The following is a 24,011-nucleotide window of genomic DNA, read 5'->3' on the forward strand; positions in this document are numbered from 1 at the left end:
CGACGAGGAAATAAAAGGTGTGTTCGCGGCGGTCGAGCCGGGGAACGGCGGCCCGGAGCGCCGGATCGGTCCCGGCGTCTGAACCACCTCGACCCCGGCGTCCGAGCTCCTCCGTCACCCGCCTCGGCGCCCCGTCAGGTCCACCGATCGAGCCCGGTCTGGACCTGCGACTCGGCGATGCGCTCGAACCCCCGCTCGACCTCGCCCGCGGCGACGCCCCACTCGTCGACGACGTACTCGCGGGCGGCCTCGACGTCCGGGTTCACGTCGGCGTCGACCGCGATGTCCTCGGCCGGCGGGTCCATGAACAGCTCCCGGATCGCCTCGGCGTTCGGGATCTCGGCGTCCCGGGCGTCGAGGACCCCCCACAGATCGCCGTGTTCCGCGATCGCCTTCACCGCCGTCTTCGGCCCGACCCCGCGGACCCCCTCGTTGAAGTCGGTGCCACAGAGCATCGCGACGTCGACGAGCCCCTGCCGGTCGAGGCCGAGGTCCTCCAGGGTCGCCGACAGGTCCATCAGCTCCGGGTCGCCCTTGCTCGTCAGCTGACGGAGCGTCGTCGGCGCGCCGAACAGCAGCGTGTCGTAGTCCTCGCTGCCGGCGTGGTCCACCGTCCCCGTCGCGGCCATGTGCGCGCACTGCGCTTCCCCCTCCGCGGGCGCCTCGACGACGGGCACGTCGAGCAGTCCCAGCAGCTCGCGGGTCGTCTCCTGTATCGTGTCCGTGAGCCGCTGCGTGCGCGCCTCCAAGCGCGCGGCCTCGACGGCGTCCCCGCGCTCCTCGGCGGCTGCCCGGCGTTCCTCGGCCGCCTCGCGCTTCTCGCGGCGCTCCGCTACCTCGTCGGCCTTCAGGTCGGTGACCGCGCCGTCGAACACCATCACCGGGATCAGGTCGTGCTCGAAGAACTTCGGAAGCCCCTGAACGACCCCGATCAGGTTCGCGACCTCGACGCCGTCGGCGGTGGTGTACTTCTCGTCGCTTGTCCACTTCACCGTCGTCGTGAGGTACCGGTACAGCCAGTTGTGCGCGTCGACGGCGACGACGCCCCCCTCGATCTCCGCGAAGGGCGCGTCGCGGATCGACGCGAGGTCGCGCAAGTCGGCGTTTCCCATTACCCGTCAGTGGGGCGCGTCGCTGTTAAACGCTGACGGGTCGGGGGGACCGGCGGCGGTTCGCGGCCCGCAGTCGCTTCGGCTCCCGCCGCGATCCGCCTGCCGACTTCTGGGCAGTTTATGTGCGTCACGCGCGTACGGCGAGGCGTCTGAATGGTTTCCCCGTTCGAGGTGTTGGAGGTCGACGAGGACGCCGACGACGAGGCGGTCGAACGGGCCTACCGCGAGCGCGTGAAGCGTGCGCACCCGGACCAGGGCGGCTCGATCGAGGAGTTCCAGCTCGTCCGCCGAGCCTACCGCGAGCTGTCCGAACGCGACGGGAACGGCGACGCGGGCGACGGGACCGACCCGGCTGACGTCGACCTCACCGAGGGCGACGACGCGCGCGAGCCGCGGTCGACCCGCGTCGAGTTCCTCGACTACGAGGCGGTCGTCGACTACGGCTGGTCGCTCGAGGACGACGAGCTGTTCCGGAAGGCCGCCCACGCCGACCTCGGCCCCGACGCCCACGGTCGCCTGCTCGTCCACGCGGACGAGAGTCTGCTTGAGGCGGCCGAGCGCAGCGGCTTCGCGTGGCCCTTCTCCTGTCGCGGCGGCGCCTGCGCGAACTGCGCGGTGTACCTCGCCGAGGGCGAGCTCTCGCAGCCGACCGACCACATCATGCCCGACGACCTCGCCGAGCGGGGGTTCCGGCTCTCCTGTAACGGTTACCCGCTGACCGACGAGCTGTCAGTCGTGTTCAACGTGAAACAGCGTCCCGAGCTCGACGACCTCATCCTCCCGCCCGGGCCGTTCACGCGTCGCTGACTCCGCCGCGTCCGAAAAAGCTGACCGCGTGACGCCTCAGAACGACTCGGAGACGGCGGCGACGACGGCGTCCTCGACCGCGTCGCGCTCGCCGGAGAGGAACTCTATCTTCCCCTCGCGGACGCCGGCGGTGGCGATGTCCGCGCCCGGCGCGAGCTCGGCCGCGCGGTCGGCAACGTCGCGGACGGAGACGTCCGCGGTCGTGCGCACGTACAGCTCGTCGGTGCCGACGCCGACCGTCGCGAACGGCTCGCCGTCGGCGCGGCGCCGGTGGAGGTCGTCGAGGAGGAGGGGCGTCGGCGGGAAGTCGTACCGGTGGGTGTAGCCGTCGGTGTCGAGCAGGGCGAACTCGACGCCGTCGACCGCCTCGGTCACGACGTTCGCGTCCGCGGTCTCGACCTCGGCCTCCAGCTTCTCCCGGAACTGCTCGGAGACGTGCGCCGCGAGGTCGCCGCCGTCCGAGAACAGGAGGTCGGCGATCAGCTCACGCTTGTCCTGGTACGACTGGTAGTACGCCTCCAGCGCGACCGCCTCGCGGAGCTCGGCGACGCGCTCGGCGTCGTAGCCCGCGTCGCGCGCGAGGTCGACGTACCGATCGGGGGCGTCCGCCCAGTAGCTCACGGCCGGCAAGTGTCGCAGGTCGGCGCGGACCCCGTCGTTGATCGCCGACGCGAGCGAGGCGACGAGCGCGCCCGTCGAGAGCGTCTCGTCGCCGTCGGCGTCGGCCAGCTCCGGCGAGACGAGCGTGTCGACCGCGTCCCGCGTCTCGGGGTCGGCGACCGCGGCGTCGACGACGACCGCGTCGACCCCGTACACCGACAGCAGGTCGATGCCGTCGGCGGACTCGGTCGTCGATCCGGCGCCGACGAGGAGGAAGAGCGGGAGCTTCTCGTCGTGGCGGTCGCGGTCTTGGAGCATCCGCGTCGCGTCGTTGGTGGCCGCGTCCATCCCGTACACCGGCTCGTCGAGCGGGCGGCGGGTGAAGTAGTGGTACTCCGCGTCGCTCTTCGCGTGCTCGTCGCGGATCAGCGGGAGGACGGCGCGCTCGACCGCGGCGCCCGCGACGTAGCCGTCGGCGGTCGCCGGGTGGCGCACGACGATCGGGCGCGATTCGAGGACCGCGCGGCGGACCGCCTCAGCGGCGTCGAGCAGGTCGTCAGCGAGCTCGGCGACGGTCTCGTCGCCGGCCAGCGGCTGGAGCCCCTCGGGGCGCGCCTCGTCGGTGAGGGCCTCGGCGAGGCGGCGGCGGACCGTTTCGGCGTCCTCGCCGTCGAGGAGGACGAGCGCCTCGGACTCGACCTGAACGTCGCCGCGGTGGCTCTCGACCTCCCCGTCGACCCGCACCGCGTCGCCGACCTCCACGTCCGGGTGCGCCCGGACGCCGGGCTCGACGAACGCGGCCACGTCGACGGCGCCCGTCGCGTCGCTGACCTCGAACACCGTCGGGCCGCCGGTCTGGCGGACGCCGACGACCTCGCCCTCGATCCGGACCGAGTCTCCGATCGCGTCGCCGAGCGACGTGATCGACACGCGCTCGGGCTCCGGTTCGTCCACGTCAGACTCGTCCGTGTCTGTCTCCGCGGACGCCTCGTCTTCTGCGGTCGTCTCGGACGTGGGCTCCTCCGACGCGTCCGCGTCGTCCGATCCGACGCCCTCGTCCGCGGCCGCATCCGCTTCAGGAGCGTCCGTCGATTGGGACTCACTCGGCTCCGCATCGGCCTCTTCGGCCTCCTCGCTCGGCGCCTCGGGTTCCGCGTCGGCTTCCGTCTCGTCCTCGTCTGCGGACTCCGCGGCGCCAGCGTCGTCGTCGGCTTCGGACTCTTCGACGTCGTCGCCCGACGCCTCGTCGGGGAGGTGCTCGCCGGAGGGCTCTTGTACGAGGACGCCGCGGAACTCGCGGTCGGCCTGTCGAATCGACCAGCCGAGGTCGACGTTCCCGTTGTCGCGGACGCCTTTCACTTGGACGAACACGTCGTCGCCCGGCTCCCAGTCGAGGCTGTCGAGGCGACGGTCGAGCTCGGAGCGGTGGAGCAGTCCGGTGACGCCCGGCGCGAGGTCGACGAACACGCCGAACTCGGCGTATCCGTCGACGACGCCCCGGTAGAAGCGGCTCGGAACCAGATCGTCGGGAGAGTCGCCGCGGAAGTCGAACGCGACGTCTTCTTGGTGCGAGTCGCAGACGCGACCGCCCCCGACGTCGGTGCCACAGATGATACAGGATCCCATTTGAGTACACCGAGAGTCTCGGGCCTAAAACGGTTGTCGAAAGCCGGCTCGGCGACTCGATCGGAGCGCGGCGGGTTCGCGGTCGTCACGCCGCGACGGCCCGACGCGTCAGGCGCCGAGCAGCGTTCGTCCCGCCGCCACGACGCGGTAGCCGACGCCGTACCCGAGCGCGGCGGGCGGGATCGCGGCCGCAACCGTCCGGACCGCGCCCAGCCCGTGAACCGCGCGGAACCCGACGAACAGCAGCACCGCCGCGTACGCGCCGCAGAGGACTCTGAGTTCGGGTATCGCCGGGCCGGCCAGCGCCATCGGCGAACTCGCGTACGCGACGACCTGGACCGTCTCGCTCACGCCGCCGCGGTCGCGCAGCGAGAAGCTCCCGTCGGCGACCTCGACGCTCGCGACCACGACAGAGACGGTCGCGACCGCGGCGGTCAGGTGGAGGCCGACCGGCGCCGCCAGCGCGACCGCGACGAGGAAGACGACGAGGTCCGAGAGGAGCCGCGAGGAGGGGACGACGACGGGCACCGCTCCGGAGTCGGTCGCGATCAGGCCGAGCGTGAACGCGGCGGCGACCGCGACCGCGAACGTCAGCGCCGGAGCCTGGTCCCCGGGCGTAATCCCGTTCGCGAACGCCCGCCGCGGGCGAACGAGGACCTCGACCCAGGTGCGCGCGATCCCTCGCGGACCGCGGGGGCGTCCGCCCGCCGAGTCGCTCATCCGAGTCGTCACGGTCGGAGTTCGGCCGCGCGGAATAACCCGTTTCCGGTTCGATCCCGAGTCGGTGGGCAGTTCGACCCCGCGTCGGTGGCTGGTTCAGCCACGCGTCCGCCCCGAGCCGGGCCCCACACCGCCTCATTCTTATCAGGGCTGATACGCGGTGCGCAAACCCTTATATCGGCGGTGTCGGAGTGACAGCCGAATGGTGGCGTTCCGAGACGACGAGCGAGGGTTCACCCCGCTGGCGGGGACCGGACTGCTCGTCGGGGTCGTCGTGCTGCTGCTCGCCATCGTCGGCGCGGCGGTGTTCGGCCTCATCGACGGCGTCGCCCCGCCCGACGCCGAGTTCGAGGGGCGACAGGAGGGCGGCGAGCTCGTCGTCGTCGCGCTCGGGCCCGAGCCGGTCCCGGCCGAGGAGCTGTACGTCCGCGGCGAGGACCCGGACGGGAACGTCCAGTTCGGCGCGTGGCCCGGCGACGGCGTCGTCCGGCCGGGCGATCGGGTCCCAGTCCCGAACGCGACCGGTAACGAGAACTTCGAGGTCGTCTGGGAGCCGGTCGCGTTCGACACCCGGGAGACGCTCGGAAGGTACAACGGCGAGGACTCCGCGATAGAGGAGTGGAGCGAGGAGAACGGCGGCAGCACGCCGGGCGGCGGCGTCGGAGTCTGAGGTCGGTTCGGTGTCGAGGTCGCGCTCAACGCTGAGGCGGAGCCCTCACTCGACCGGAACACGCTCGCCGCGCTCGTCGGCCCGCTCGATCGCCGCGAGCACGCGCTGGACCTCGTAGCCGTCCGCAAACGACGGCTCGAACGACTCGCCCTCGGCGACCGCCGAGAGGAACTCGTAGTTCTCATGGACGAACGTGTGCTCCCACCCGATCACGTGGCCGGGGGGCCACCAACGGTCGACGTACGGGTCCGACTCCTCGGTGACCAACACCGTCTCGTAGCCGCGGTTCCCCTCGCGCAGCACCTCTCACTCGTTGAGCCGCTCTACGGAGAACTTCAGGCTCCCCTTTGTCCCGTGGACCGCGATTGTGTGGTCGTTCTTGTGCCCCTCGGCGACCCGGCTCGCCTCGAAGGTTCCGGTCGCGCCCGACTCGTACTCGACCTGCGCGCTGTACGCGTCGTCGACGGTCACGTCGCGGTACTCGGCGACCCCGCCGTCCTCGTCGTGGACGGGGCGCTCGTCGACGAACGTCGTCAACTGTCCAGCGACGCGCTCGAACTCGCCGACGCGGTCGCCGACGAGAAACCGCGCGAGGTCGAGCGTGTGCGCGCCGAGGTCGCCGAGTGCGCCCGATCCCGCCATGTCGGCGTCCATCCGCCACGCCCACGGCGCCTCGGGGTCGACGAGCCAGTCCTGGAGGTAGCGCCCGCGGACCTGCCGGATCTCGCCCAGCGCGCCGTCCTCGATCAGCCGCTTCGCGTGGCAGATCGCGGGGACGAACCGATAGTTGAACGCGGTGCCGCTGGTCACGTCGGTCGCGGCCGCCGCGTCGCGCATCGCTGCCGCCTCCTCCAGCGTCGGCGCGAGCGGCTTCTCACAGAGCACCGGCACCCCGGCCTCAAGGGCCGCGATAGACGGCTCGGCGTGGACGTGGTTCGGTCCGAGGTTGTAGAAGACGTCCACCTCGTCTATCGCAGCCTCCCAGTCGGTCGCGGTGTGCGCGAAGCCGAACCGGTCGGCCGCGTCCGCGAGCGCCGCCTCGTCGCGCCCGACGAGCGTGTGCCGCTCGATTTCGGGCGCGTCCGGAAAGAACATCGGGAGCCGCGCCATAGCGTTCGCGTGCGCCCTGCCCATGAAGCGATACCCCAGTACGCCGATCTTCAGTGGTTCTCGTGTCATCGGATCCTCCCCCGCCTCACTCCGCCCAGTACGCGTCGCCCGGTTCCGTCTCGAACACCGCCCGGTCCAACACGTCGACCGCCTTCTCTAATCCCTCGCGCGAGGAGGTGAGCGCGTCCTCGTGTTCGATGGAGAGCGCGCCCTCGTAGTCGACCAGCCGGAGCGTCGAGACCACGTCCTTCCAGTGTTCCTCGCCGTGGCCGTAGCCGATCGAACGGAACAGCCACGAGCGGTCTGCGGTGTCGGCGTAGCTCGTCGTGTCGAGCACGCCCTTCACGCGGCTCTCGGCCTCGTACACCTTCGTGTCCTTCGCGTGGACGTGGTGGATCGCGTCGCGCTCGCCGAGGAACCGGATCGCCTCCGTCACGTCGATCCCCTGCCAGTAGAGGTGCGAGGGATCGAAGTTGGCGCCGATCCGGTCGTTCGTCGCCTCCCGCAGCGCGACCAGTCCGGTCGGCTCGTAGACCAGCATGTTCGGGTGCATCTCGATAGCCACGTCGACCCCGTGGTGGTCGGCGTGGGCCGCCACGTCGCGCCAGTACGGGATCGCGACCTCATCCCACTGGTAGTCGAGCGCGTCGGCGTGTTCGGTCGGCCACGGCGCCGTGACCCAGTTCGGCGTTGAGTCGCCGGGCGCGCCCGCCGGGAGCCCGGAGAAGCAGGTGACCGTGTCGACGCCGAGCAGGTCGGCTAACTCGATCGCCTCGCGCAGCTCGCGGTCGGCCGCCGCGGCCCGCTCCTCGCTGGGGTGGAGCGGGTTGTTGTGCGTCGCCAGCGCCGAGATCCGCAGCCCGCGGTCGTCGAGCAGCGAGAGCAGCTCCTCTCTCCCGGCCGGGTCGTCGAGGAGCGCTTCGCGGTCGACGTGGTCCTCGCCGGGCCAGCCGCCGACACCGAGTTCGACGGCGTCGACGCCGATGCCGTCGAGGTACGCGGCCGCGTCGTCGAGCGGTTCGCCGCCCAGTGGGACCGTCAACACGCCGATGTCCATGGCCGAGGCTACACGAACGTCACGAATAAGTGTTCAGGAAGCGCCGCCGCGGGGGCGCTCGGCCGCCGCGGCCGGCGCGCGTCGGCGACGACGACGGCGGTGTCTCCGGCGCGTTGCCCGCGCTGGCGCCGCGAACCGCATGAGGTTTTAACGGGTGGAACGCGTACGATGTGGTATGGGAATCCTCTCGCGCGCCTCCTACGTCGTCCGCTCGAAGGTGAACGCCCTCCTCAACCGGGCGGAGGACCCGACGGAATCGCTCGACTACTCGTACGAACAGATGCGCGACGAACTCCAAGATGTCAAACAGGGGATCGCCGACCTGACGACCCAGAAGAAGCGCCTGGAGATCCAGAAGCGCAAGCTCGAGGAGAACGTCGAGAAGCACAACCGACAGGCTCGCGAGGCGGTCCAGCAGGACCGCGACGACCTCGCGCGCAAGGCCCTCGAGAAGAAGAAGTCGAAGATGACCCAGATCGAGGAGCTCGAAGGGCAGATCGCCGACCTGAACAACACCCAAGAGCAGCTCGTCGAGAAGAAGAACAAGCTCCAGAACCGCATCGAGGAGTTCCGCACCAAGAAGGAGACGATGAAGGCCCGCTACGAGGCGGCCGAGGCGTCCACCCGCGTCTCCGAGGCGATGACGGGCGTCGGCGACGAGATGGAGGACGTGAGCCGCTCCATCGAGCGCGCCGAGGAGCGCACCGAGGAGATGGAGGCGCGCTCGGAGGCGATGGACGAGCTGGAGGACTCCGGCGCGTTCGAAGACGCGCTCTCCGACAAGGACAGCATCGACCGCGAGCTGGAGAGCCTCTCGACGAACAGCGAGGTCGACGCCGAGCTGGAGACGCTGAAGGGCGAGCTCGGCAAGGGCGAGTCGTCGAACGGCGACGCCGCCGTCAGCGACGAGGACGTCGACGCCGAACTGGAGGACATCGAGTCGGAGATCGACGCCGACGACTTAGAGAGCGATCTTGACGGTGATGCGAACGCCGACCTCGACGAGGAGCTCGACGTTGAGCTAGAGGAGTCGGAGTCTCAAGCCGACGAGAAGCGGAACTGAGGTCCCCAGCAGATCTGCGCTCGGTCCCCGCGGTCCCCGTCCCTCTCGTCCCCGCCTCAGACTCGGTTCACTCCGACGCCGGGCGCGCGCCGGTCCCCGCGCGGTCCTGATCGGCGAGCCGGATCTCACCGTCCGGGAGGTCGATACCCTCGTACGGGTCGTCGTCGAGCAGCAGCGACCCGTCGATATCGGCGTAATCGAGGAGTGGCGCGAGCTGCGCGGCGGCCGCGATGGAGGCGTTCGACTCGATCATACAGCCGCACATCACCTCCAGCCCGTGCGCTCGCGCGGCGGCGATCACCCGCCGGGCCTCGGACAGGCTCCCGGCCTTCATCAGCTTCAGGTTCGCGATGTCGCAGCGGTCGGCGATCGCGGGCACGTCCGCCGCGGTCACGCAGGACTCGTCGGCGGCGATCGGGAGTTCCGACCGCTCGTAGACGTACCGGAGCCCCTCGGGGTCGTCGGCCGAGACGGGCTGCTCGACGAACTCCACGTCGCGGTCGGCGAGCCACGCGCTCTTCGCGACCGCCTCCTTCGGCGTCCACGCCTCGTTCGCGTCGACCCGGAGCCGCGCGTCGGGCGCCGCCTCGCGGACGGCGTCGACCAGCTCGCGGTCGCGGTCGGTCCCGAGCTTAAGCTTCAACACGTCGTGGCCCGCCGCGACGGCGTCGGCGGCCTTCTCGCGGACGCGGTCGGTCTCGTCGAGTCCGACGGTGAACGACGTCTTCGGCGCGTCGCTCGGGTCGAGCCCCCACAGGCGGTGGAGGGGGACGCCGAGCCGCTTCGCGGCGAGGTCGTGGACGGCGATCGAGACGGCACAGCGGGCGGCGGGGTTCCCGTTCACGACCGCCCGCAGCTCGGTCTCGATCTCGCGGACTGCGTGGGGCTCGCCGACGCGCTCGACGGCGTCGAGGAGGTCCGGCATGACCGCCGCGACCGTGTCGGCCGTCTCGCCGTAGTGGGTCGACGGCGCCGCGCCGCCGACCCCGGTCATCCCCGCGTCGTCCGTCACGCGGACGACCACGTTCTCGGCCGCCGTCTGCGTCCCCCGCGAGATGGTGAACGCGTTCTCGAGCGGCAGCGACACCCGCTCGAACTCGGTGTCGAGGCTCATTCGGCCGCTTCCTCCCCGTCGACCTCCGAGTCGGCGTCCGCGGCGTCGACCGCGCCCAGTCCGGCGTCGAGGGCGGCGTCGACGACGGCGTCCGCGCCGTGGCGTACCGGGTCGCTCGCGGGACCCCCGGTCTCGTCGGCGAACGCGGCGACCGCCTCGGCGGCCGCCTCGTCCTCGTCGATGGTCTTCGTGTTCACCGCCCCCGCGACGACGCTCGCCTCGTGGACGGGCGCCGCCAAGTCCTGGTAGAGGTCGACGTAGTCGGCGAGCGGCGGGAGGGCGAACTCCTCGTAACCGTGGACGACCTCGCGGCCCGCGGCGTGACAGAGGACGAGCCCGTCGGCCATCGACCCGTGGAGGATACCGCAGGTGACCGCCGAGTAGGCGGGGTGGACGATGCTCCCCTGCCCCTCGACGACGAGGAGGTCGTGGTCGTCGCCGACCTCGGCGAGCATGTCCTCGACCGCGCCGGCGGCGAAGTCGGAGACGACGCGGTCGATCGGGTTCCCCCAGCCGGCGATCATGATCCCGGTCTGGCCGGTCGGGACGAACGCGGCGTCGATGCCGCGCTCGCGGGCGGCCGCGACGATCTCCAGCGAGGCGGTCATCTTCCCGACCGAGCAGTCGGTCCCGACAGTGAGCAGCACGTCGGCGTCCACGTCGCCGGACGCGCCCGTCGCGACCGTGAGGTCGTCGTCCGGCTCGCGCACGTCGACGAGGTCGACACCGTGGTCGTCCGCGAGCGCGGCCAGCTCCTCGTCCTCGTTCAGGAAGTAGTGGAGACCGCTCACCACGTCACAGCCCGCCTCGATCGCGGCCTCGACGTCCGACCGCCACGACTCGTCGAAGCCGCCGCCGATCGGCGCGATTCCGATGTACAAGGCGTCGAGGTCGCCGTCGGCCGCCGCGTGCGCCTCCTCGAACGACGCGACGATCGGCGCGTCCCCCACGTCCGCGACGTGATCGCTCACGCGGTCGCCGGCGCGGTCGCGGTCGAGGACGGCCCGGACGTCTTGGTCGCCGTAGCGCAGCACGCCGAGCGCGGTCTTCGCGCGGTCGGGGAACTTCTCGTGGGCGAGGACGGCGATCCGCTCGTGGTCCATGGTGGCTCGCTCGCCCCCCGCGTTCTTAAAAGAGTCGAGGGCCGGCCAAGCGATACGAACGAACCGCGGTGGCGCGTGCCGACGAGCGCCCGAAGGGCGCGAGTCGCACGCGCGAGGTCGCCGGCGCGTAGCGCCGGCTGCCAGAGGGACCTTCGGTCCCTCGCTGGAGTCGACCGCCCTCCGCGTTGCTCCGGCCGGTCGACGAGGCTGGGGAGGTGTGAGGTGCGGTCGCGGTGCGGGACGGGACTCGAAGGGGCAGTCGCGAGGCGGGCGCAGGTGGCGCAAGCACTGGAGGGAGAGCAGCGCGAGCGACCGAAGCGCACAGCGAGCGTGCGCCCGCCTCGCGGCTGGGGCTTCGGAAGTGCTCCTCGCGGTGGCGACGACGTATCGCAGAACAGCCGAGGCTTCGGGAAAGAGAACGACGCCGGAACGAGTGTTCGAGCAGTCAGGCGCTGCCGTCCACGAACTGGTCGGCGCCCTCGTAGAACCAGTATCCGTTCTCCCGCATCGCGCGGCCGAGCTCCTGGTGGAACTCGACGAAGTCCGCGAACTCCTCCTGCTCGACGTTCTCGAATATCTCCTCGACGGAGACGACCGTCTCGTAGTCGATCCGGATCGGGTGGTCGCCGTACTGCTCGACGTACTCCGCGGCGGTCAGCGGAAAGTCCTCATCCTCGTTGACCTTCTTCGCGAGCACGGCGTGGCCGTACTGCCGCATGCCCTCGCTCCCCTGCTCGCCGTCGGGGTCGTGTGGCCAGTCCATACCCGGAAGTTCGCCGGATCGGGGATAGTGGTTTCGGATGCGGCGGTGGCGGCGGCCACTCCTCCCGAGCCGCTCGACCCCACCCCCGACCACGGAAACACTTCACGGCCCTCCGCGTCGCTCCGGGCATGCGACGCAGAGCCCTCCTCGCGTCCGCGGCCGCCGTTTCGACCGCCGCGCTCGCAGGGTGTCCCACCCCGCCGTGGAGCGATGACCCGGCGGAAATCGACGTCGCCGAGGTTCGCCGGCGCCTCGACGAAGATACGCCGCGGCTGGTCGTGGCGGGATCGCTCCTCGACGGACCCCGCCGCTGTGAACGCGTCACGCTGTTCGAGGCGGCGCTCGACGACGGGACGCTCCGCCTCCGGATCGTCTCCGAGGACGACCCCGACTCGGACGTCGGCCGCTGCTCGGACATCGCTGAGCCCCACGCGCACTCGGTCGCCGTCGCGTTCACGGAGACTCCCGTCCCGGAGCGCGCCGTCGTCCAGCACGGGGATGAGACGATACTGGAGGAACCGGTCTGACGGAACCGGGCCGAGCACGGCCAGACCGCCGCCGCTACTCCACGACTTCGACGACCGGATCGTCCGCGGTCAGGCGCGTGAGAACGACGCGCGGCACGTTCGCGCGCATGAGGATCTCCCCGGCGAGCGCCCGGGCCGCGGCGGCGTCCGCCTCGTCGTCGACCTTGTTCACGACCGGGATCGCGGTCGCGTCGCCGGGGACCCCCTTCAGCCCGCCCGCGGGACTCGCGAGGACCGTCGCGACGTCGGCCGGGCGGATCTCGTCGCCGATCTCGCGGCCCGTGATCGCGGCGACCTCCTCGGGGCGGTGGACGTGCTCCTCCGTGAGCGGTTCGCCGACGACGTGCGCGCTCGCGATCGGGGCGACGATGTCCGCGTTCGACGGGATCTGCGGCTCGCGGTCGCCCGGCGCCTTGAACTCGCGGAGGCGCGCCCCGTCCGCCTTCACGAGCGTCGCGCCGGGCGCGGCGTCGGCGATCTCGGCGACGGTCTCCGTGTCGTACCCGAGGTACCGGTCCGACCGGTCGCGCTCGGGGACCAGCCCGAGCGGCCACTCGTCGGGTCCCGCCTCGCCGAGCGCGGCCACCGGGTCCGCGGTCACGCGCACCGCGGCGACCCGGTCGTCGAAGATCGGTATTCGGACGCTCGCGGTCACGACCGGCCGGTCGAGCCGGTCGGCGAGCGCGAACAGCGTCGACTTCTTGCCGCCCGCGCCGACGACGCAAACGGTCGCGTCGCGGGCGTCGAGCGCGGTCGTCAGGTCCATGCCGGGGCGTTCAGTCGCATCGGACCTCACTCTGGCGGTCGGACGGGCGGCCGACCGGCGGCGTCGCGGCGGCGGACAAATTGATACGACTCCGCCACGCAGGTCAACCGGATGCGCCGAAACCGCACCCGAGTCATTCGCGTGGACCTCTCGACGCGCGAGACTACCAGCGAACGGGTCCCGCGGGACTGGCGACGCGACTTCGTTGGCGGGAAGGGGATCGGAGCGCGCTACCTCTACGAGGAACTCTCGCCGGGAACGGACCCGACGGGGCCAGAGAATCTCCTCGCGTTCCTCGTCGGGCCGCTCGCGGGCTTCCTACCGGGAGAGACCCGGTACGCCGCAGTGACGAAGTCGCCGCTCACCGGCGGGTTCCTCGACTCGTACGCCGGCGGCGACTTCGCCGTCCGGCTCGCGGGGTCGCTCGACGACTGCATCGGCCTGCTCGTGACCGGGACCGCCGACAGACCGGTCCGGATCGAGGTCGAGGGGGGTCGCGCCCGGGTCAAGCCGACCGACGCGTGGGGCGACGACGCCGCCGAGACCGCCGACCGGTTCCCGGACGCCGGCGTCGCCTGCGTCGGCCCGGCCGGCGAGCGCGAGGCGGCGTACGCGACGATCGCGAGCGACGGCGGCGACCACCACGCCGGGCGCGGCGGCGCCGGCGCAGTGATGGGCGCGAAGCGGCTGAAAGCCGTCGTCGCCCGCGACCCCCCGCCGGCGGTCCCGGACGACCTCGCCGCCCGCCGCGACCGCGACGCCGAGACGTACGGGCGGCGGCCGACCGGCGAGTGGCAGGCGGCCGGCGAGACGATCGAGACGGTCGACTACGCGGACGAGGTCGGGATCCTCGCGGCCGAGGGATGGACGGAGACCGGCTTCGACGGAGTCGACGACATCGGCGTCGAGGCCGCGGCGGAGCGCGCGGCCGGACGCGAAGCCGTCAGTGCCGGCCGTGACGGTGACGGCCGAGAGGGCGCCGAGAGCGGACCGGCGGGCGTCCCCGGCGGATTCCGGATCGACACGTCCGACGGCGAAGTGATCCCGCGCGGCGCGGCCCCGATCACGCTCGGCGCCGGCCTCGGGATCGACGACTTCGACCGCGTCGCGGAGCTCTGCGGGGTCTGCGACCGTCTCGGCCTCGACGTGATCGGCGCGGGCAGCGCGGTCGCCTGGGCGATCTGCGCCGGGCGGGCTGGGGTCGTCGACTGCCCGGTCGACTTCGGTGACGCCGCTGGCGCAGAGCACCTGCTGAAGGCGATCGCGGCCCGCGACCCCCCGGCCGATCTCGACGTGGACCCGGACCTCCCGGACGCCCTCGCCGACGGGGTCGACGCCGCGGTGGCCCAATTCGGCGGCGACGCGCTCGTGCCGACGGTGAAGTCGATGGCGCTGCCCGGCTTCGACCCGCGCGCGGCGGTCGGCGTCGCGCTCGCGTACGCGACGAGCGACCGCGGCGCGTGTCACCGGCGCGCGCGACCGCAGGAGCGCGAGCCGCTGGCACGTCCCGACCGCTCCCTCGCCGACCGGGTGCGCGACGTGGTCGGGGAGCAGAACGCGCGCTCGGTCCTGTGGAGCCTCGTCGTCGACGACTTCGTCGGCGAGGCGGTCTGTGCCGACCTCGGCGCGGAGTGGCTCGCGGCGATCGAGCACCCGGCGGTCGCCGACTGCGGCGGCCCGCACCGCGACGAGTCGGAACGCGGGGACGCGGGGGACGCTGGCCGACCGGATCCCTCCCCCGCCGCGCTCGCGACGACCGGCGAGCGCATCTGGACGCTCACCCGACTGTTCAACGCCCGAGAGGGGTTTGACCGCGCGGACGACGCGCTCCCCGAGCCGCTCCGCACCGACGCGGCCGACGGGACGCCGGGCGTCGACGTCGACGCGTTCGACCGCCTGCTCGACCGGTACTACGCGGCACGCAGGTGGGGCGAACGGGGGCTCCCGACGCCGGAGACCGCCGAGCGCCTCGGACTCGCGCGCGTCGTCGACGACGCGACGCCGCTGGACGATAGCCCGATCGACTCCGCCCCGGCGGCCGACGCGGACGACTGACCCCGCCCGGCGACGTGACTGCCGTCCGCTCCGGCGGCCTCAGCGACGCAGCCCGCCCTCCGCCTTGATCCGCATGATGTGCCGGACGTTGAGGTAGATCTCCTCCGGCGACGTCTCCTCCTCCTCGTCGTATAAGTCCGACACCCGGTAGAGGATCGCCGAGAGCTGCTTGCTCTCCGAGCTCTCCGCGCGTACGTCCGCCGCCACCTCGCGGAGGAACTCCCGCACCTCCGCGTCGGCCGGGATCTCCGCGCCCGACGCCTCGTCCGGTACCACCGGGTCGACGCCCGCGGCCGCGAGGGGGTCCTCCGGGTCGTCGCCGGTCGCCCCGGTTTCGTCGCCGGCCCCCGCGCCGTCGTCCGCGTCGGTCATCGCTCGCCGCTCACCCCGCGGCGGCGGACGACCCCGGCGTTGTTCGCGACGTTCTCGACGAGCAGCTTGAACGCGTCTGCGGTCTCGCCGTCCTCCAAGACGACGGGCTCGCCGTCGTCGCCGCCCGTCCGGACCGCGGGGTCGAGCGGGACGCCGCCGAGGAAGGGCAGGTCGTGGTCCGCGGCGAGCGCCTTCCCGCCGCCGGAGCCGAATATCTCGTGAAAGCCGCCGCAGTCCGGGCAGCGGAAGCCGGCCATGTTCTCCGCGATACCGAGGACGTTCGTGTCGTGTTTACCGAACATCCGGAGCCCCTTCACCGCGTCGTCGAGCGCCACGTCCTGCGGCGTGGTGACGATCACGGCCCCCGTCAGCGGGAGCGTCTGGAGGATCGTGAGCTGTGTGTCGCCGGTGCCCGGCGGGAGGTCCATCACGAGGTAGTCGAGCTCGCCCCACTCCACGTCCTCGACGAGTTGGGTGATGATCTTGTGGACCATCGGGCCGCGCCAGATGACGGGGTCGTCCTCGCCGGTGAGGAAGTCCATGCTCATCAGCTTCACGCCGAACCGCTCCGGTGGCACGATCGTCTCGCCGTCGGTTTCCGGGCGCTGCTCCGCGGACACCATCCGCGGGACGTTGGGCCCGTACACGTCGGCGTCGAACAGGCCGACGCGGGCGCCGAGTTTGGAGAGCCCGGCCGCGATGTTGACCGCCATCGTCGACTTCCCGACCCCGCCCTTCCCGGAGGCGACCGCGATCACGTTCTGTACGCCGGGGAGGACCTGCTCCTCGGTCGAGAGGTCGTCCGGGATCGACGCCGACAGCTCGACGTCGAGCCCGGTGTCGGCGAGCGCCTCGCGCACGTCGTCGGCGATGGCCGACTCGGTCGGCGAGAAAGGGGCGCCGAGCGCGAGCGACACGTGGACCGTTCCGTCCGCCTCGTCGACGTCGACGCCGTTCACCAGCCCGAGCGAGACGATGTCGCCGCCGAGGTCGGGGTCCCGCACCTCCGCGAGCCGCTCCCGTACGTCCGATTCGTTCATGCCGGGGAGGAGGGCCGTGGGTCGAATAAGGGTTCTGTACGGGGGCGCGCCACCGTTTGCGACGCGCCCGCGGTCACCCGCTCAATCGATCCGGGTCCCCGCGCCCTCGCCGCGCAGGAACGGGACCAGCCCCTCTGCGCCGAACACGTACGCCGGCGCGTCCAGCGCGAGCAGCTCCCGCACCTTCGCCGCCATCCCGCCGGAGACGTCCGTCGCGTCGCTCGCGCCGAGGGCGTCCGCGACCGACCCGAAGTCGTCGATCGCTGGGATCACGTCGCCGTCGCCGTCGAGGACGCCGGGCACCGTCGAGCAGACCCCAACGCGGCGTGCGCCAAGTCCGGACGCGAGCTCGACGACTAGCTCGTCACCCGAGACGACCGTCACCCCGTCGCCCGCCGTCGCCACGCCGTCGCCATGGAGGACCGGAACGAACCCCTCGCCGAGCAGCGTCGCCGTCGACCCGAGCGGGAGGTCGAGCCCGCCGTCCGCGCCGTCGGCCCGCGCCGCGAGCGACAGCGGGTGAACCGGCACCGCCGGGACCCCGTGCTCGCGGAGTCGTTCCAACACGTGCGCGTTCAGCCGCTTCATCGCCCCGTGAATCGCGGCCGCCGCCTCGGCGTCCCGCGTCCCGTCTGTCGTCGACACGCCGTGCTCGCTGGCGTGGTGGTGGCCGAAGCTCCCGCCGCCGTGGACGACGACGAGCCGGTCGGCCGTACCCGCCGCGAGGGCGTCCGCGACGGCGTCGCAGGCCGCGTGGAGCGCCGCCTCGTCGAGGGTTTCGGGCTCGTTCTTCTCCGTGATCAGACTCCCGCCGAGCTTGAGGACGACGGGGGGAGCGGACTCTCCGCCGGCGTCGTCGTTACTGACGGCTTCGCCCCCCGTCACGGCTCCACCACCCGGACGCCCTCGGTCGCCAGCTCGGCGCGGAACGATTCCTCGCAGCCCTGCGTGAACGAGAGCGCGGTCTCCGTCGCGTCGCTTTCGTCGAGCGCGACGATACAGCCGCCGCCGCCCGCACCGGTGAGCTTCGCACCGTGCGCGCCCGCGTCCCGCGCGGCCCACACCATGGCGTCGAGCGACCGGGCGGAGACGCCGAGCGCCGCTAACAGTCCGTGGTTGAAGTCCATCAGCTCGCCGAGTTCCGCGAGCAGCGCCGGGTCGGGGTCGCTCTCGGGGTCGGCATCCGCGAGCAGTTCCTCGCCCGTCCGGACGAGGTCGCCGATCGATTCGACCGTGTCGGCGGCGAACTCGTGTTCCGCCCGCAGTTCGTGGACACCGGCGACCAGCTCGCCGGTATCGCCCGCGCCGCCGTCGAACCCGACGACGAACGGAAGGTTCGGCGCGTCGATCGGCTCGCAGTCGTCGCCCTCGACCCGCACCGCGCCGCCCATCGTCGAGCAGAAGGTGTCCGCTCTGGAGGCCTGCCCGTCCTGGACCTCGAACTCGGCCCGATACGCCCGCTCGGCCAGCTCTCGGCGGTCGAGCGGCTCCCCGAGCGCGCGCGTCGCGGCGTCGATACCGGCCACGACCACGGCCGCCGACGACCCGAGCCCCGCGCCGAGGGGGATGTCGCTCTCGACGGTGATGTCGAAGCCGGCGTCGGGCGCGTCGGCCGCCTCGCGCGCCTGCTCGACGGCCGCGTCGACGTACCCCATCGCGGCCTCGACGAGCGGCGTCGGCACGTCGACATCGGGCCGGTCGCTCGTCCCACCCGCGTACTCCACGGTGAACCCGTTCAGAGAGAGGTCCTCGGCCTCGACGCGCACGTGGTCGTCCTCGCGCGGCTCGGCGGTCACCGTGGCGCGCCGCTCGATCGCCGCGGGCACGGCCGGCTCGCCGTAGACGACGGCGTGTTCGCCGAAGAGGTACACCTTCCCCGGCGCTTCGCAAACGGTCATACGAGTCTCCTCTCCCCCCGCGCTTACAGGCGTTGCGCTTGGCGGGTCTGGGCGGGACCCGACATCTACTCGTTCATCCGTCCCGGGTCGCGGTCGCGTATCGTTTCGCGGCAGCGGACCGCGCGACGCAGCCCGATCTCCGCCACGTCGCCCCCGCACTCCGCGGTTCGCCGCAGCGCGCGCGCGACGCGGCGGATCTCCGCCGCCCCCGCGCCCGCCTCGTCCAGTTCCCGATCGAGCGCGTCGATGTCGTCGCGAGCCCGGCGCAGCTCACCGACCGCGCTCCGAGCGACGTCGGCGCCCTCGTCGCCGAGGGCGACGCTCACCCCGTCGGAGACGACCTCTCGGACCGTGCGACCAAAGTCGCGACACGCCGCCAGTCGCGCGGCCGACGGCGGGTCGTCGAGGGCCGCCGCGGCGTTCCCGATGTCCGCCGCCGCGTCGCGGAAGCGGCACAGCTCCCGCATCGCCGTCCACGACTCGAACAGCTCCGGGCGGGTCGTGCCGAGGGCGTCGACCTCCCCGAGGTCGGCCATGCCGCGGGAGACGGACCGGTCGATCATCGACGCGAGGCGGTCGACCTGTTTGTCGCGGGAGCCGATCGGCGACGAGTCGGGCGGCGTCGCCAGCGCCTCGACCGCGTCGCCGTGTATCGAGCGGACCGTGAACGCCAGCTGTCGGAGCGACTGACTCACGGAGACCTCCGTCGAGTCCAGCATGATCTGAACCGTCGTCGCGGTCTCCGACTCCGCGGCCACCGACATCCCGATCCGGTTGCGGGCGACCCGCTCGACGACGCGCCGCTGGTCCGGGGTGAGCGGCTCGTCCCGTTCGAGCGTGACCTCGCGCGCGCCAGCGGCGTAGGCCGCCCGCAGCGCCCGCTCGATTACCTCCGGGTCGGCCGACTCGATCCGGGCGACGGGCGGGTCGCCGTCGCCGCCGTTCCCGGTCTGGACCGCCAACACGCCGTCGATGTGGTCGTGGAGCGTCACGGTGTCGCCGGACGCGACGCCCTGCGACTCCGCCCAGTCCTTCGGGAGCGAGACCGTGTACGTCCCGTTCCCCACGGTTTGGACCTTTCTCGACTCCATCTCAGTAGAGCAGCTCCGGGTCGTTTTCGGTCATGTACAGCGTCCGCGCCGCGATGTTCACGGCGTGATCCGCGATCCGTTCGAGGTCTCGGATCGTCAACAGCACCCGCGATACGTCGTCCAACAGCCGTTCGGCCTCCCAGCCGTCCCCGTCGGTCCCGGCGATCAGATCGCGGGTGACGCTCTCGCTCGCCCGCTGGCAGAGCGCGTCGACCTCGTCGTCGTCGGCCGCGACCGCGCGGCACGCGGCCGCGTCCTCGGCCTCGTACGCGGCGAGGCTCCGTTCGAGGAGGTCGCGCGCCGCCTCACCGATGGCGTCGAGCTGAACCTCCGGCGAGAGCGTCCGCGTCGCGGTCCGGAGGTAGTCCGCCAGGTTGACCGCGAGGTCGCCGATGCGTTCGAGGTCGGTAATGATCTTGAACGAGGCGGTGACGAGCCGGAGGTCGCCCGCGACCGGCTGCTGGAGCGCGAACAGGTCCACGCACCGGTCCTCCAAGCGCAGGTACGTCTCGTTGACCGCGGCGTCGGCGTCGACCACTTTCTTCGCCAGCGACTCGTCGCGGCGCTCCGCGGCGTCGAGGCTCCGTTCGACCTGCCCTATCACCTGATCCCCCATGGCGAGCACGTCCGCCCGGAGCTCGTCGAGCGAGTCCTGGTACTGTTCTCGGGGCATGGGATCACCCGAACTTGCCGGTGATGTAGTCCTCGACGCGCTCGCTGTGTGGGTCCTCGAACACCTGATCGGTGTCGCCGTACTCGACGAGTTCGCCGCCCGTGAGGAAGACGGCGGTCTGGTCCGATATCCGGGCCGCCTGCTGCATGTTGTGCGTGACGATGACGACGGTATACTCCTCCGCGAGGTCGTCGATCAGGTCCTCTATCTTCGCCGTGGCGATGGGGTCCAAGGCGGACGCCGGCTCGTCCATCAGGATGACCTCCGGGTCGACCGAGAGGCAGCGGGCGATACAGAGCCGCTGTTGCTGGCCGCCCGAGAGCCCGAGCGCGTTGTCGTCGAGCCGGTCGTTCACCTCGTCCCATAGCGCCGCGTCGCGGAGGCACCGCTCGACGAGCGCGTCGCGCTCGTCGGCGTCGCTCCGGTTCAGCAGGCGGGCGAGGAGGCCCGTGTCGAGGTCGCCGTGCTTCTTTGGCCCGTAGGCGATGTTCTCGCGGATCGTCTTGGGGAAGGGGTTCGGCGACTGGAACACCATTCCGACCCGCTTACGCAGCTCCACGAGGTTGACCCCGTCCCGGTAGATCTCTTGCCCGTCGAGCTTCACCGAGCCGTCGATCCGGGCGGAGCTGACCCGATCGTTCATCCGGTTGAGACACCGGAGGTACGTCGACTTCCCGCAGCCCGAGGGGCCGATCAGGGCGGTGACGCTCTCCTCGGGGATCTCCATCGAGACGCCCTTCAGCGCGTGGTCGTCGCCGTAGTGGACGTCGAGGTCCTCGACGGCCAGCTTCGCGTCGCCGCGGAACTCGTAGTCGGTCCACTCGTCGCGGGTCTGCTCGACGGTCTCGCCGGTCGTCGTGGTGGGCGAGCGGCCGTCGGTCGGCGAGCGGTCGTCGGTCGATGCGGTCTGGGTCTGTTGGGTGGTGTTCTCGCTCATCGGATTCAGGTGTGTGTGAGCCGTCGCCGGAAGTAGTAGCGCGTCGCGATGCCGATCGCGTAGAATGAGAGGACGACGACGAGCAGCACCAGCGCCGTCGCCCAGCGGAACTCGTCCGCGTTGCCGACGTTGCTGCTGGCACCCACGCCGGCGGAAATCAGAGCGTACAGCTGGTACGGCAGCGCCGAGGTTGCCTCCAGCAGGGCCGGATTGGCGACGAACGGCGGCGCGGACGTGAACTGGAAGCTCCCGAGGACGTCGACCGTCTGCGAGCCGGGAACGAACGTCCCGCCGGCCATCGTCAGCAGGATCGGCGCCGTCTCGCCGGCGATCCGACCGACGCCGAGGATGACGCCGGTGACGACGCCGGGCAGCGCCGCCGGGAGGACGACGCTCCGGATCGTCTGCCACTTCGACACCCCAAGCGCGGCGCTCGCGTCGCGGTACTCGTCGGGGACGGAGAGCATCGCCTCCCGGGAGGTGATCACCACGAGCGGGAGGAGCATGAACCCGAGCGTGATCATCCCGGAGAGCAGCGACTTCCCGTTGCCGAACCGCGGGATGAGGAAGGCGAAGCCGAACAGCCCGAAGACGATGCTGGGGGTGCTCCACAGCCCGTTTGTCGCGATCTCGACGACCTGGGTGAACCGACCGCGGTCCGCGTACTCGGTGAGGAAGAGCGCCGCGCCGACGCCCAGCGGGACCGCCAGCACGACGGCGCCGAGGACGAGCCAGACCGTGCCGACGATCGCGGGCAACACGCCCTGGAAGTCGTTGAAGAGGGCGACGCCGTTCATCACGAACGGGACGGACACCGGCAGCGTGACCGAGACGCCGAGGACCGTCGTCTGCGGCCCGGTGCCGAGGCCGATCTCGACGCCGTTCAACAGCCCGGGGACCCCCTGGACGACCACGAAGGCGACGAGGACGAACAGGAAAGCGACGATCGAGAGCGCGTTCAGGTACACGAGGACGTACGCGCCCATGTGCCGACCGCGGGCGCCGAAGCCACCGTACGCCTTCGCCGAGGCCCAGCCGCCGTACAGCGCGCTGAACAGCGTCGCCGCGGGGATGAGGAACTCCGCGGTGAGGGCCGCCTGCTGGGCCCAGTCCAGCTCCCACACCCACGTCGGGCCGATGACGCCGGTGAGGAACACGAGCCCCGTCAGCGCGAGGAGGCTCCCGAGCGGGAGCGTCGACCCCACGTCCTCGCGGGGGAGGACCGTGAGCGCGAACGCGCCGCCGCCGACGGCCGTCCCGGCGAGGACGCCGACCGTCGTGCCGAGACCGAGCGTCTGGCTCGCGGCGCTCCCGCCGACAACGACCCACGGAACGGCAGCGCCGAAGCCGGCGACGAGCCCGGCGCTCGGGTCGGGGTCGGTCTCGACGTAGCCCAGACGGGAGCCGGCGCCGAAGGCGACCACCGCGACGCCGAGCGCGGTCAGGAGCCCGCCGAGCAGCGTCACGGTCCGAATCCCGAACAGCGAGCCGGTGAGGCTGACGCGCTCGAACAGCGCGGCGACGGCGAGCGCGAACAGGACCGCCGAGAGCCCGACGGCAACGCCCGCGACGGCGTCCGTCTCCGTGGTCTCCGACTCGACGAGCCTGGCGTCCGTCTGGCTCGCGTCCGCCATCAGACCTCACCCCCGAGCCGGTTGTGCATTCTCCATTCGATGTACTGCGCGCCGATGGAGATGACGAGGACGGTGACGAACAAGATCACGCCCGCGACGAACAAGGCGTCCATCTGGAGGCCGTCGGCCTCGCCGTAGTTCCGCGCGATGAGCGACGTCAGCGTCTCCTGCCCGTAGAAGACGTTGACGAGTGGCTCCGTGAGGCGAGGCACGCCGCGGAGCATCACCGTGGCGGCCATCGTCTCGCCGATGGCGCGGCCGACACCGAGCAGGACCGCCGCGGAGACGCCGGAGAACGCGGCCGGCAGCGTGATCGAGGTCATCGTCTGCCAGTCGGTCGTTCCCATCGCCAGCGAGCCGCTCTTCATCGACTCCGGGACGCTGCTCAGCGCGTCTTCGGCCACGGAGACGACGGTCGGGAGCGCCATCAGCCCGACGACGATGCCGACGAACAGGTACGATCCCTGCCCCGTCGTCTGGAACTGGTCGGAGGCCCACGGGCCCAGCACGGTGAACCCGATGAACCCGTAGACGATCGAGGGGATGCCGGCGAGGATCTCGACGCCGGGCTTGACGACCTCGCGGACGGTCGCGGGGGCGATCTCCGAGAGGAAGAGCGCCGCGGAAACACCGAGGGGCGCGGCGACCGCGGAGGCGATCAGCGTCACCATCACCGTCCCGTGGATCATCGGCACCATCGAGTACCGGATGGGCGGCGAGACGGCGTCCCAGTTCGGCTGGATGAACATCCGCAGGCCGGGGACCGTGATCCCGAACGCCGTCGCGCTCTCGTATCGGATCACCGGGACGGACTCGCGGAAGATGAAGACGATGATCAGTCCGAGGATGAGGATCGTCGACACCGTCATCATCAGCGCGATCGTGTACGCGGTCTCCTCCTGGTACCGGAACCAGCCGATCCCCGCCGCCGTGAGGAAGACGACGAAGGGAGCGATGGTGAGGTCGGAGACGGCGAGGAACCCGACGAGGGTGGCCAAGAGCGACAGCGTCATCGCGGAGATGATCGCCAGCGCGGGGGGTTCGGTCTCGTCGACGAACTCCCTGACCCGTCTGCGCTGCGCGCCGAGCGCGTCGGTGAGTCGCCCGCCGAGCGCGTCTGTTACCGTTGGCATCTGTCTGTTATCGAGAGCATTCGCGTGTTGTGTGTCGTAGAAGCCATGTTCGTCCGTACCGTGAGCGCCGGCGGCCGCGGAGAGACGGGCGGTCGCGGGGGGTCAGTCGGCCGAGACGACGCTCGTCTCGGGTCGATCGA

At 71.6% G+C, this 24,011-nt stretch carries 22 protein-coding genes and 1 pseudogene; 5 read left to right on the forward strand and 18 right to left on the reverse strand.

What is annotated here, in order from left to right:
- Window positions 1–134 precede the first annotated feature (134 nt).
- Window positions 135–1,112 carry a flap endonuclease-1 gene (gene fen, locus B9H04_RS01810; RefSeq protein ID WP_049930785.1) on the reverse strand — a complete coding sequence of 326 codons (978 nt, stop codon included), beginning with the start codon at window positions 1,110–1,112 and terminating at the stop codon, window positions 135–137.
- 153 nt (window positions 1,113–1,265) lie between these two features.
- Here fen and fer point away from each other — a divergent pair, with 153 nt between their 5' ends.
- Window positions 1,266–1,919: a ferredoxin Fer gene (gene fer / locus B9H04_RS01815; RefSeq protein ID WP_049930784.1), complete on the forward strand. Its 654-nt coding sequence runs from the start codon at window positions 1,266–1,268 to the stop codon at window positions 1,917–1,919.
- Between the two features lie 36 nt (window positions 1,920–1,955).
- Here fer and B9H04_RS01820 read toward each other — a convergent pair whose 3' ends face one another.
- Window positions 1,956–4,145, reverse strand: a complete 2,190-nt coding sequence (locus tag B9H04_RS01820) for a DHH family phosphoesterase (RefSeq protein ID WP_049930783.1) — start codon at window positions 4,143–4,145, stop codon at window positions 1,956–1,958.
- A gap of 108 nt (window positions 4,146–4,253) precedes the next feature.
- Window positions 4,254–4,865, reverse strand: coding sequence for a YIP1 family protein (locus tag B9H04_RS01825; protein ID WP_049930781.1), 612 nt, complete (start codon window positions 4,863–4,865; stop codon window positions 4,254–4,256).
- 202 nt (window positions 4,866–5,067) lie between these two features.
- On the opposite strand from B9H04_RS01825, the gene B9H04_RS01830 reads away from it, so the two are divergent.
- A complete protein-coding gene (locus B9H04_RS01830; protein WP_049930779.1) occupies window positions 5,068–5,535 on the forward strand; it encodes a type IV pilin in 468 nt (155 codons plus the stop codon).
- A gap of 45 nt (window positions 5,536–5,580) precedes the next feature.
- Here the strand turns inward: B9H04_RS01830 and B9H04_RS01835 are convergent.
- Window positions 5,581–6,714, reverse strand: a pseudogene (locus B9H04_RS01835) (Gfo/Idh/MocA family protein).
- A 16-nt stretch (window positions 6,715–6,730) separates the two neighbouring features.
- On the reverse strand, window positions 6,731–7,702 hold the full coding sequence (locus B9H04_RS01840; RefSeq protein ID WP_049930774.1) for a sugar phosphate isomerase/epimerase family protein: 972 nt from the start codon (window positions 7,700–7,702) through the stop codon (window positions 6,731–6,733).
- Window positions 7,703–7,877: 175 nt separating this feature from the next.
- Between B9H04_RS01840 and B9H04_RS01845 the strand changes: the two genes are divergently transcribed.
- On the forward strand, window positions 7,878–8,765 hold the full coding sequence (locus B9H04_RS01845; RefSeq protein ID WP_049930773.1) for a PspA/IM30 family protein: 888 nt from the start codon (window positions 7,878–7,880) through the stop codon (window positions 8,763–8,765).
- A 67-nt stretch (window positions 8,766–8,832) separates the two neighbouring features.
- On the opposite strand, the gene B9H04_RS01850 is transcribed toward B9H04_RS01845, so the two are convergent.
- From B9H04_RS01850 to B9H04_RS01860, 3 genes are all read right to left on the reverse strand, one after another.
- Window positions 8,833–9,879 carry a dipeptide epimerase gene (locus tag B9H04_RS01850; RefSeq protein ID WP_049930771.1) on the reverse strand — a complete coding sequence of 349 codons (1,047 nt, stop codon included), beginning with the start codon at window positions 9,877–9,879 and terminating at the stop codon, window positions 8,833–8,835.
- Complete coding sequence (locus tag B9H04_RS01855; protein ID WP_085682399.1) at window positions 9,876–10,982, reverse strand: DUF1611 domain-containing protein; 1,107 nt, start codon at window positions 10,980–10,982, stop codon at window positions 9,876–9,878. The genes B9H04_RS01850 and B9H04_RS01855 overlap by 4 nt, the downstream gene beginning before the upstream one ends.
- A 445-nt stretch (window positions 10,983–11,427) precedes the next feature.
- A complete protein-coding gene (locus tag B9H04_RS01860; RefSeq protein WP_049930768.1) occupies window positions 11,428–11,745 on the reverse strand; it encodes a DUF5785 family protein in 318 nt (105 codons plus the stop codon).
- 128 nt (window positions 11,746–11,873) lie between these two features.
- On the opposite strand from B9H04_RS01860, the gene B9H04_RS01865 reads away from it, so the two are divergent.
- Window positions 11,874–12,272 (forward strand): hypothetical protein, encoded by a 399-nt coding sequence (locus tag B9H04_RS01865; RefSeq protein ID WP_049930766.1) that lies wholly within the window; start codon window positions 11,874–11,876, stop codon window positions 12,270–12,272.
- A gap of 34 nt (window positions 12,273–12,306) precedes the next feature.
- On the opposite strand, the gene yqeC is transcribed toward B9H04_RS01865, so the two are convergent.
- Complete coding sequence (yqeC, locus tag B9H04_RS01870) at window positions 12,307–13,038, reverse strand: selenium cofactor biosynthesis protein YqeC (protein WP_049930764.1); 732 nt, start codon at window positions 13,036–13,038, stop codon at window positions 12,307–12,309.
- A 111-nt stretch (window positions 13,039–13,149) separates the two neighbouring features.
- On the opposite strand from yqeC, the gene B9H04_RS01875 reads away from it, so the two are divergent.
- Entirely contained in the window at window positions 13,150–15,093 is a 1,944-nt protein-coding gene (locus tag B9H04_RS01875; protein WP_049930762.1) for an aldehyde ferredoxin oxidoreductase family protein, read from the forward strand.
- A gap of 39 nt (window positions 15,094–15,132) precedes the next feature.
- Here the strand turns inward: B9H04_RS01875 and B9H04_RS01880 are convergent, their stop codons facing one another.
- The 9 genes from B9H04_RS01880 to pstC form a co-directional block, all read right to left on the reverse strand.
- Window positions 15,133–15,465, reverse strand: a complete 333-nt coding sequence (locus B9H04_RS01880; protein WP_049930761.1) for a hypothetical protein — start codon at window positions 15,463–15,465, stop codon at window positions 15,133–15,135.
- Window positions 15,462–16,505, reverse strand: coding sequence for an Mrp/NBP35 family ATP-binding protein (locus B9H04_RS01885; protein ID WP_049930759.1), 1,044 nt, complete (start codon window positions 16,503–16,505; stop codon window positions 15,462–15,464). The genes B9H04_RS01880 and B9H04_RS01885 overlap by 4 nt, the downstream gene beginning before the upstream one ends.
- Before the next feature lie 81 nt (window positions 16,506–16,586).
- On the reverse strand, window positions 16,587–17,390 hold the full coding sequence (locus B9H04_RS01890) for an isopentenyl phosphate kinase (RefSeq protein WP_049930758.1): 804 nt from the start codon (window positions 17,388–17,390) through the stop codon (window positions 16,587–16,589).
- A complete protein-coding gene (gene mvk / locus B9H04_RS01895; protein ID WP_049930756.1) occupies window positions 17,387–18,403 on the reverse strand; it encodes a mevalonate kinase in 1,017 nt (338 codons plus the stop codon). Before mvk ends, B9H04_RS01890 begins: the two co-directional genes overlap by 4 nt.
- 65 nt (window positions 18,404–18,468) lie before the next feature.
- The gene (locus B9H04_RS01900) at window positions 18,469–19,494 is read right to left on the reverse strand and encodes an AbrB/MazE/SpoVT family DNA-binding domain-containing protein (RefSeq protein ID WP_049930754.1); all 1,026 of its coding nucleotides are present in this window, start codon (window positions 19,492–19,494) and stop codon (window positions 18,469–18,471) included.
- A 1-nt stretch (window position 19,495) separates the two neighbouring features.
- Entirely contained in the window at window positions 19,496–20,167 is a 672-nt protein-coding gene (gene phoU / locus B9H04_RS01905) for a phosphate signaling complex protein PhoU (protein WP_049930753.1), read from the reverse strand.
- A gap of 4 nt (window positions 20,168–20,171) precedes the next feature.
- Entirely contained in the window at window positions 20,172–21,104 is a 933-nt protein-coding gene (gene pstB / locus B9H04_RS01910) for a phosphate ABC transporter ATP-binding protein PstB (protein ID WP_049930752.1), read from the reverse strand.
- A 5-nt stretch (window positions 21,105–21,109) separates the two neighbouring features.
- A complete protein-coding gene (gene pstA, locus B9H04_RS01915) occupies window positions 21,110–22,738 on the reverse strand; it encodes a phosphate ABC transporter permease PstA (protein ID WP_049930751.1) in 1,629 nt (542 codons plus the stop codon).
- Window positions 22,738–23,871 carry a phosphate ABC transporter permease subunit PstC gene (gene pstC / locus B9H04_RS01920; RefSeq protein WP_085682400.1) on the reverse strand — a complete coding sequence of 378 codons (1,134 nt, stop codon included), beginning with the start codon at window positions 23,869–23,871 and terminating at the stop codon, window positions 22,738–22,740. The genes pstA and pstC overlap by 1 nt, the downstream gene beginning before the upstream one ends.
- Between the last annotated feature and the right edge of the window lie 140 nt (window positions 23,872–24,011).

It is taken from the genome of Halorubrum ezzemoulense DSM 17463, assembly GCF_002114285.1.
GTDB lineage: Archaea > Halobacteriota > Halobacteria > Halobacteriales > Haloferacaceae > Halorubrum > Halorubrum ezzemoulense.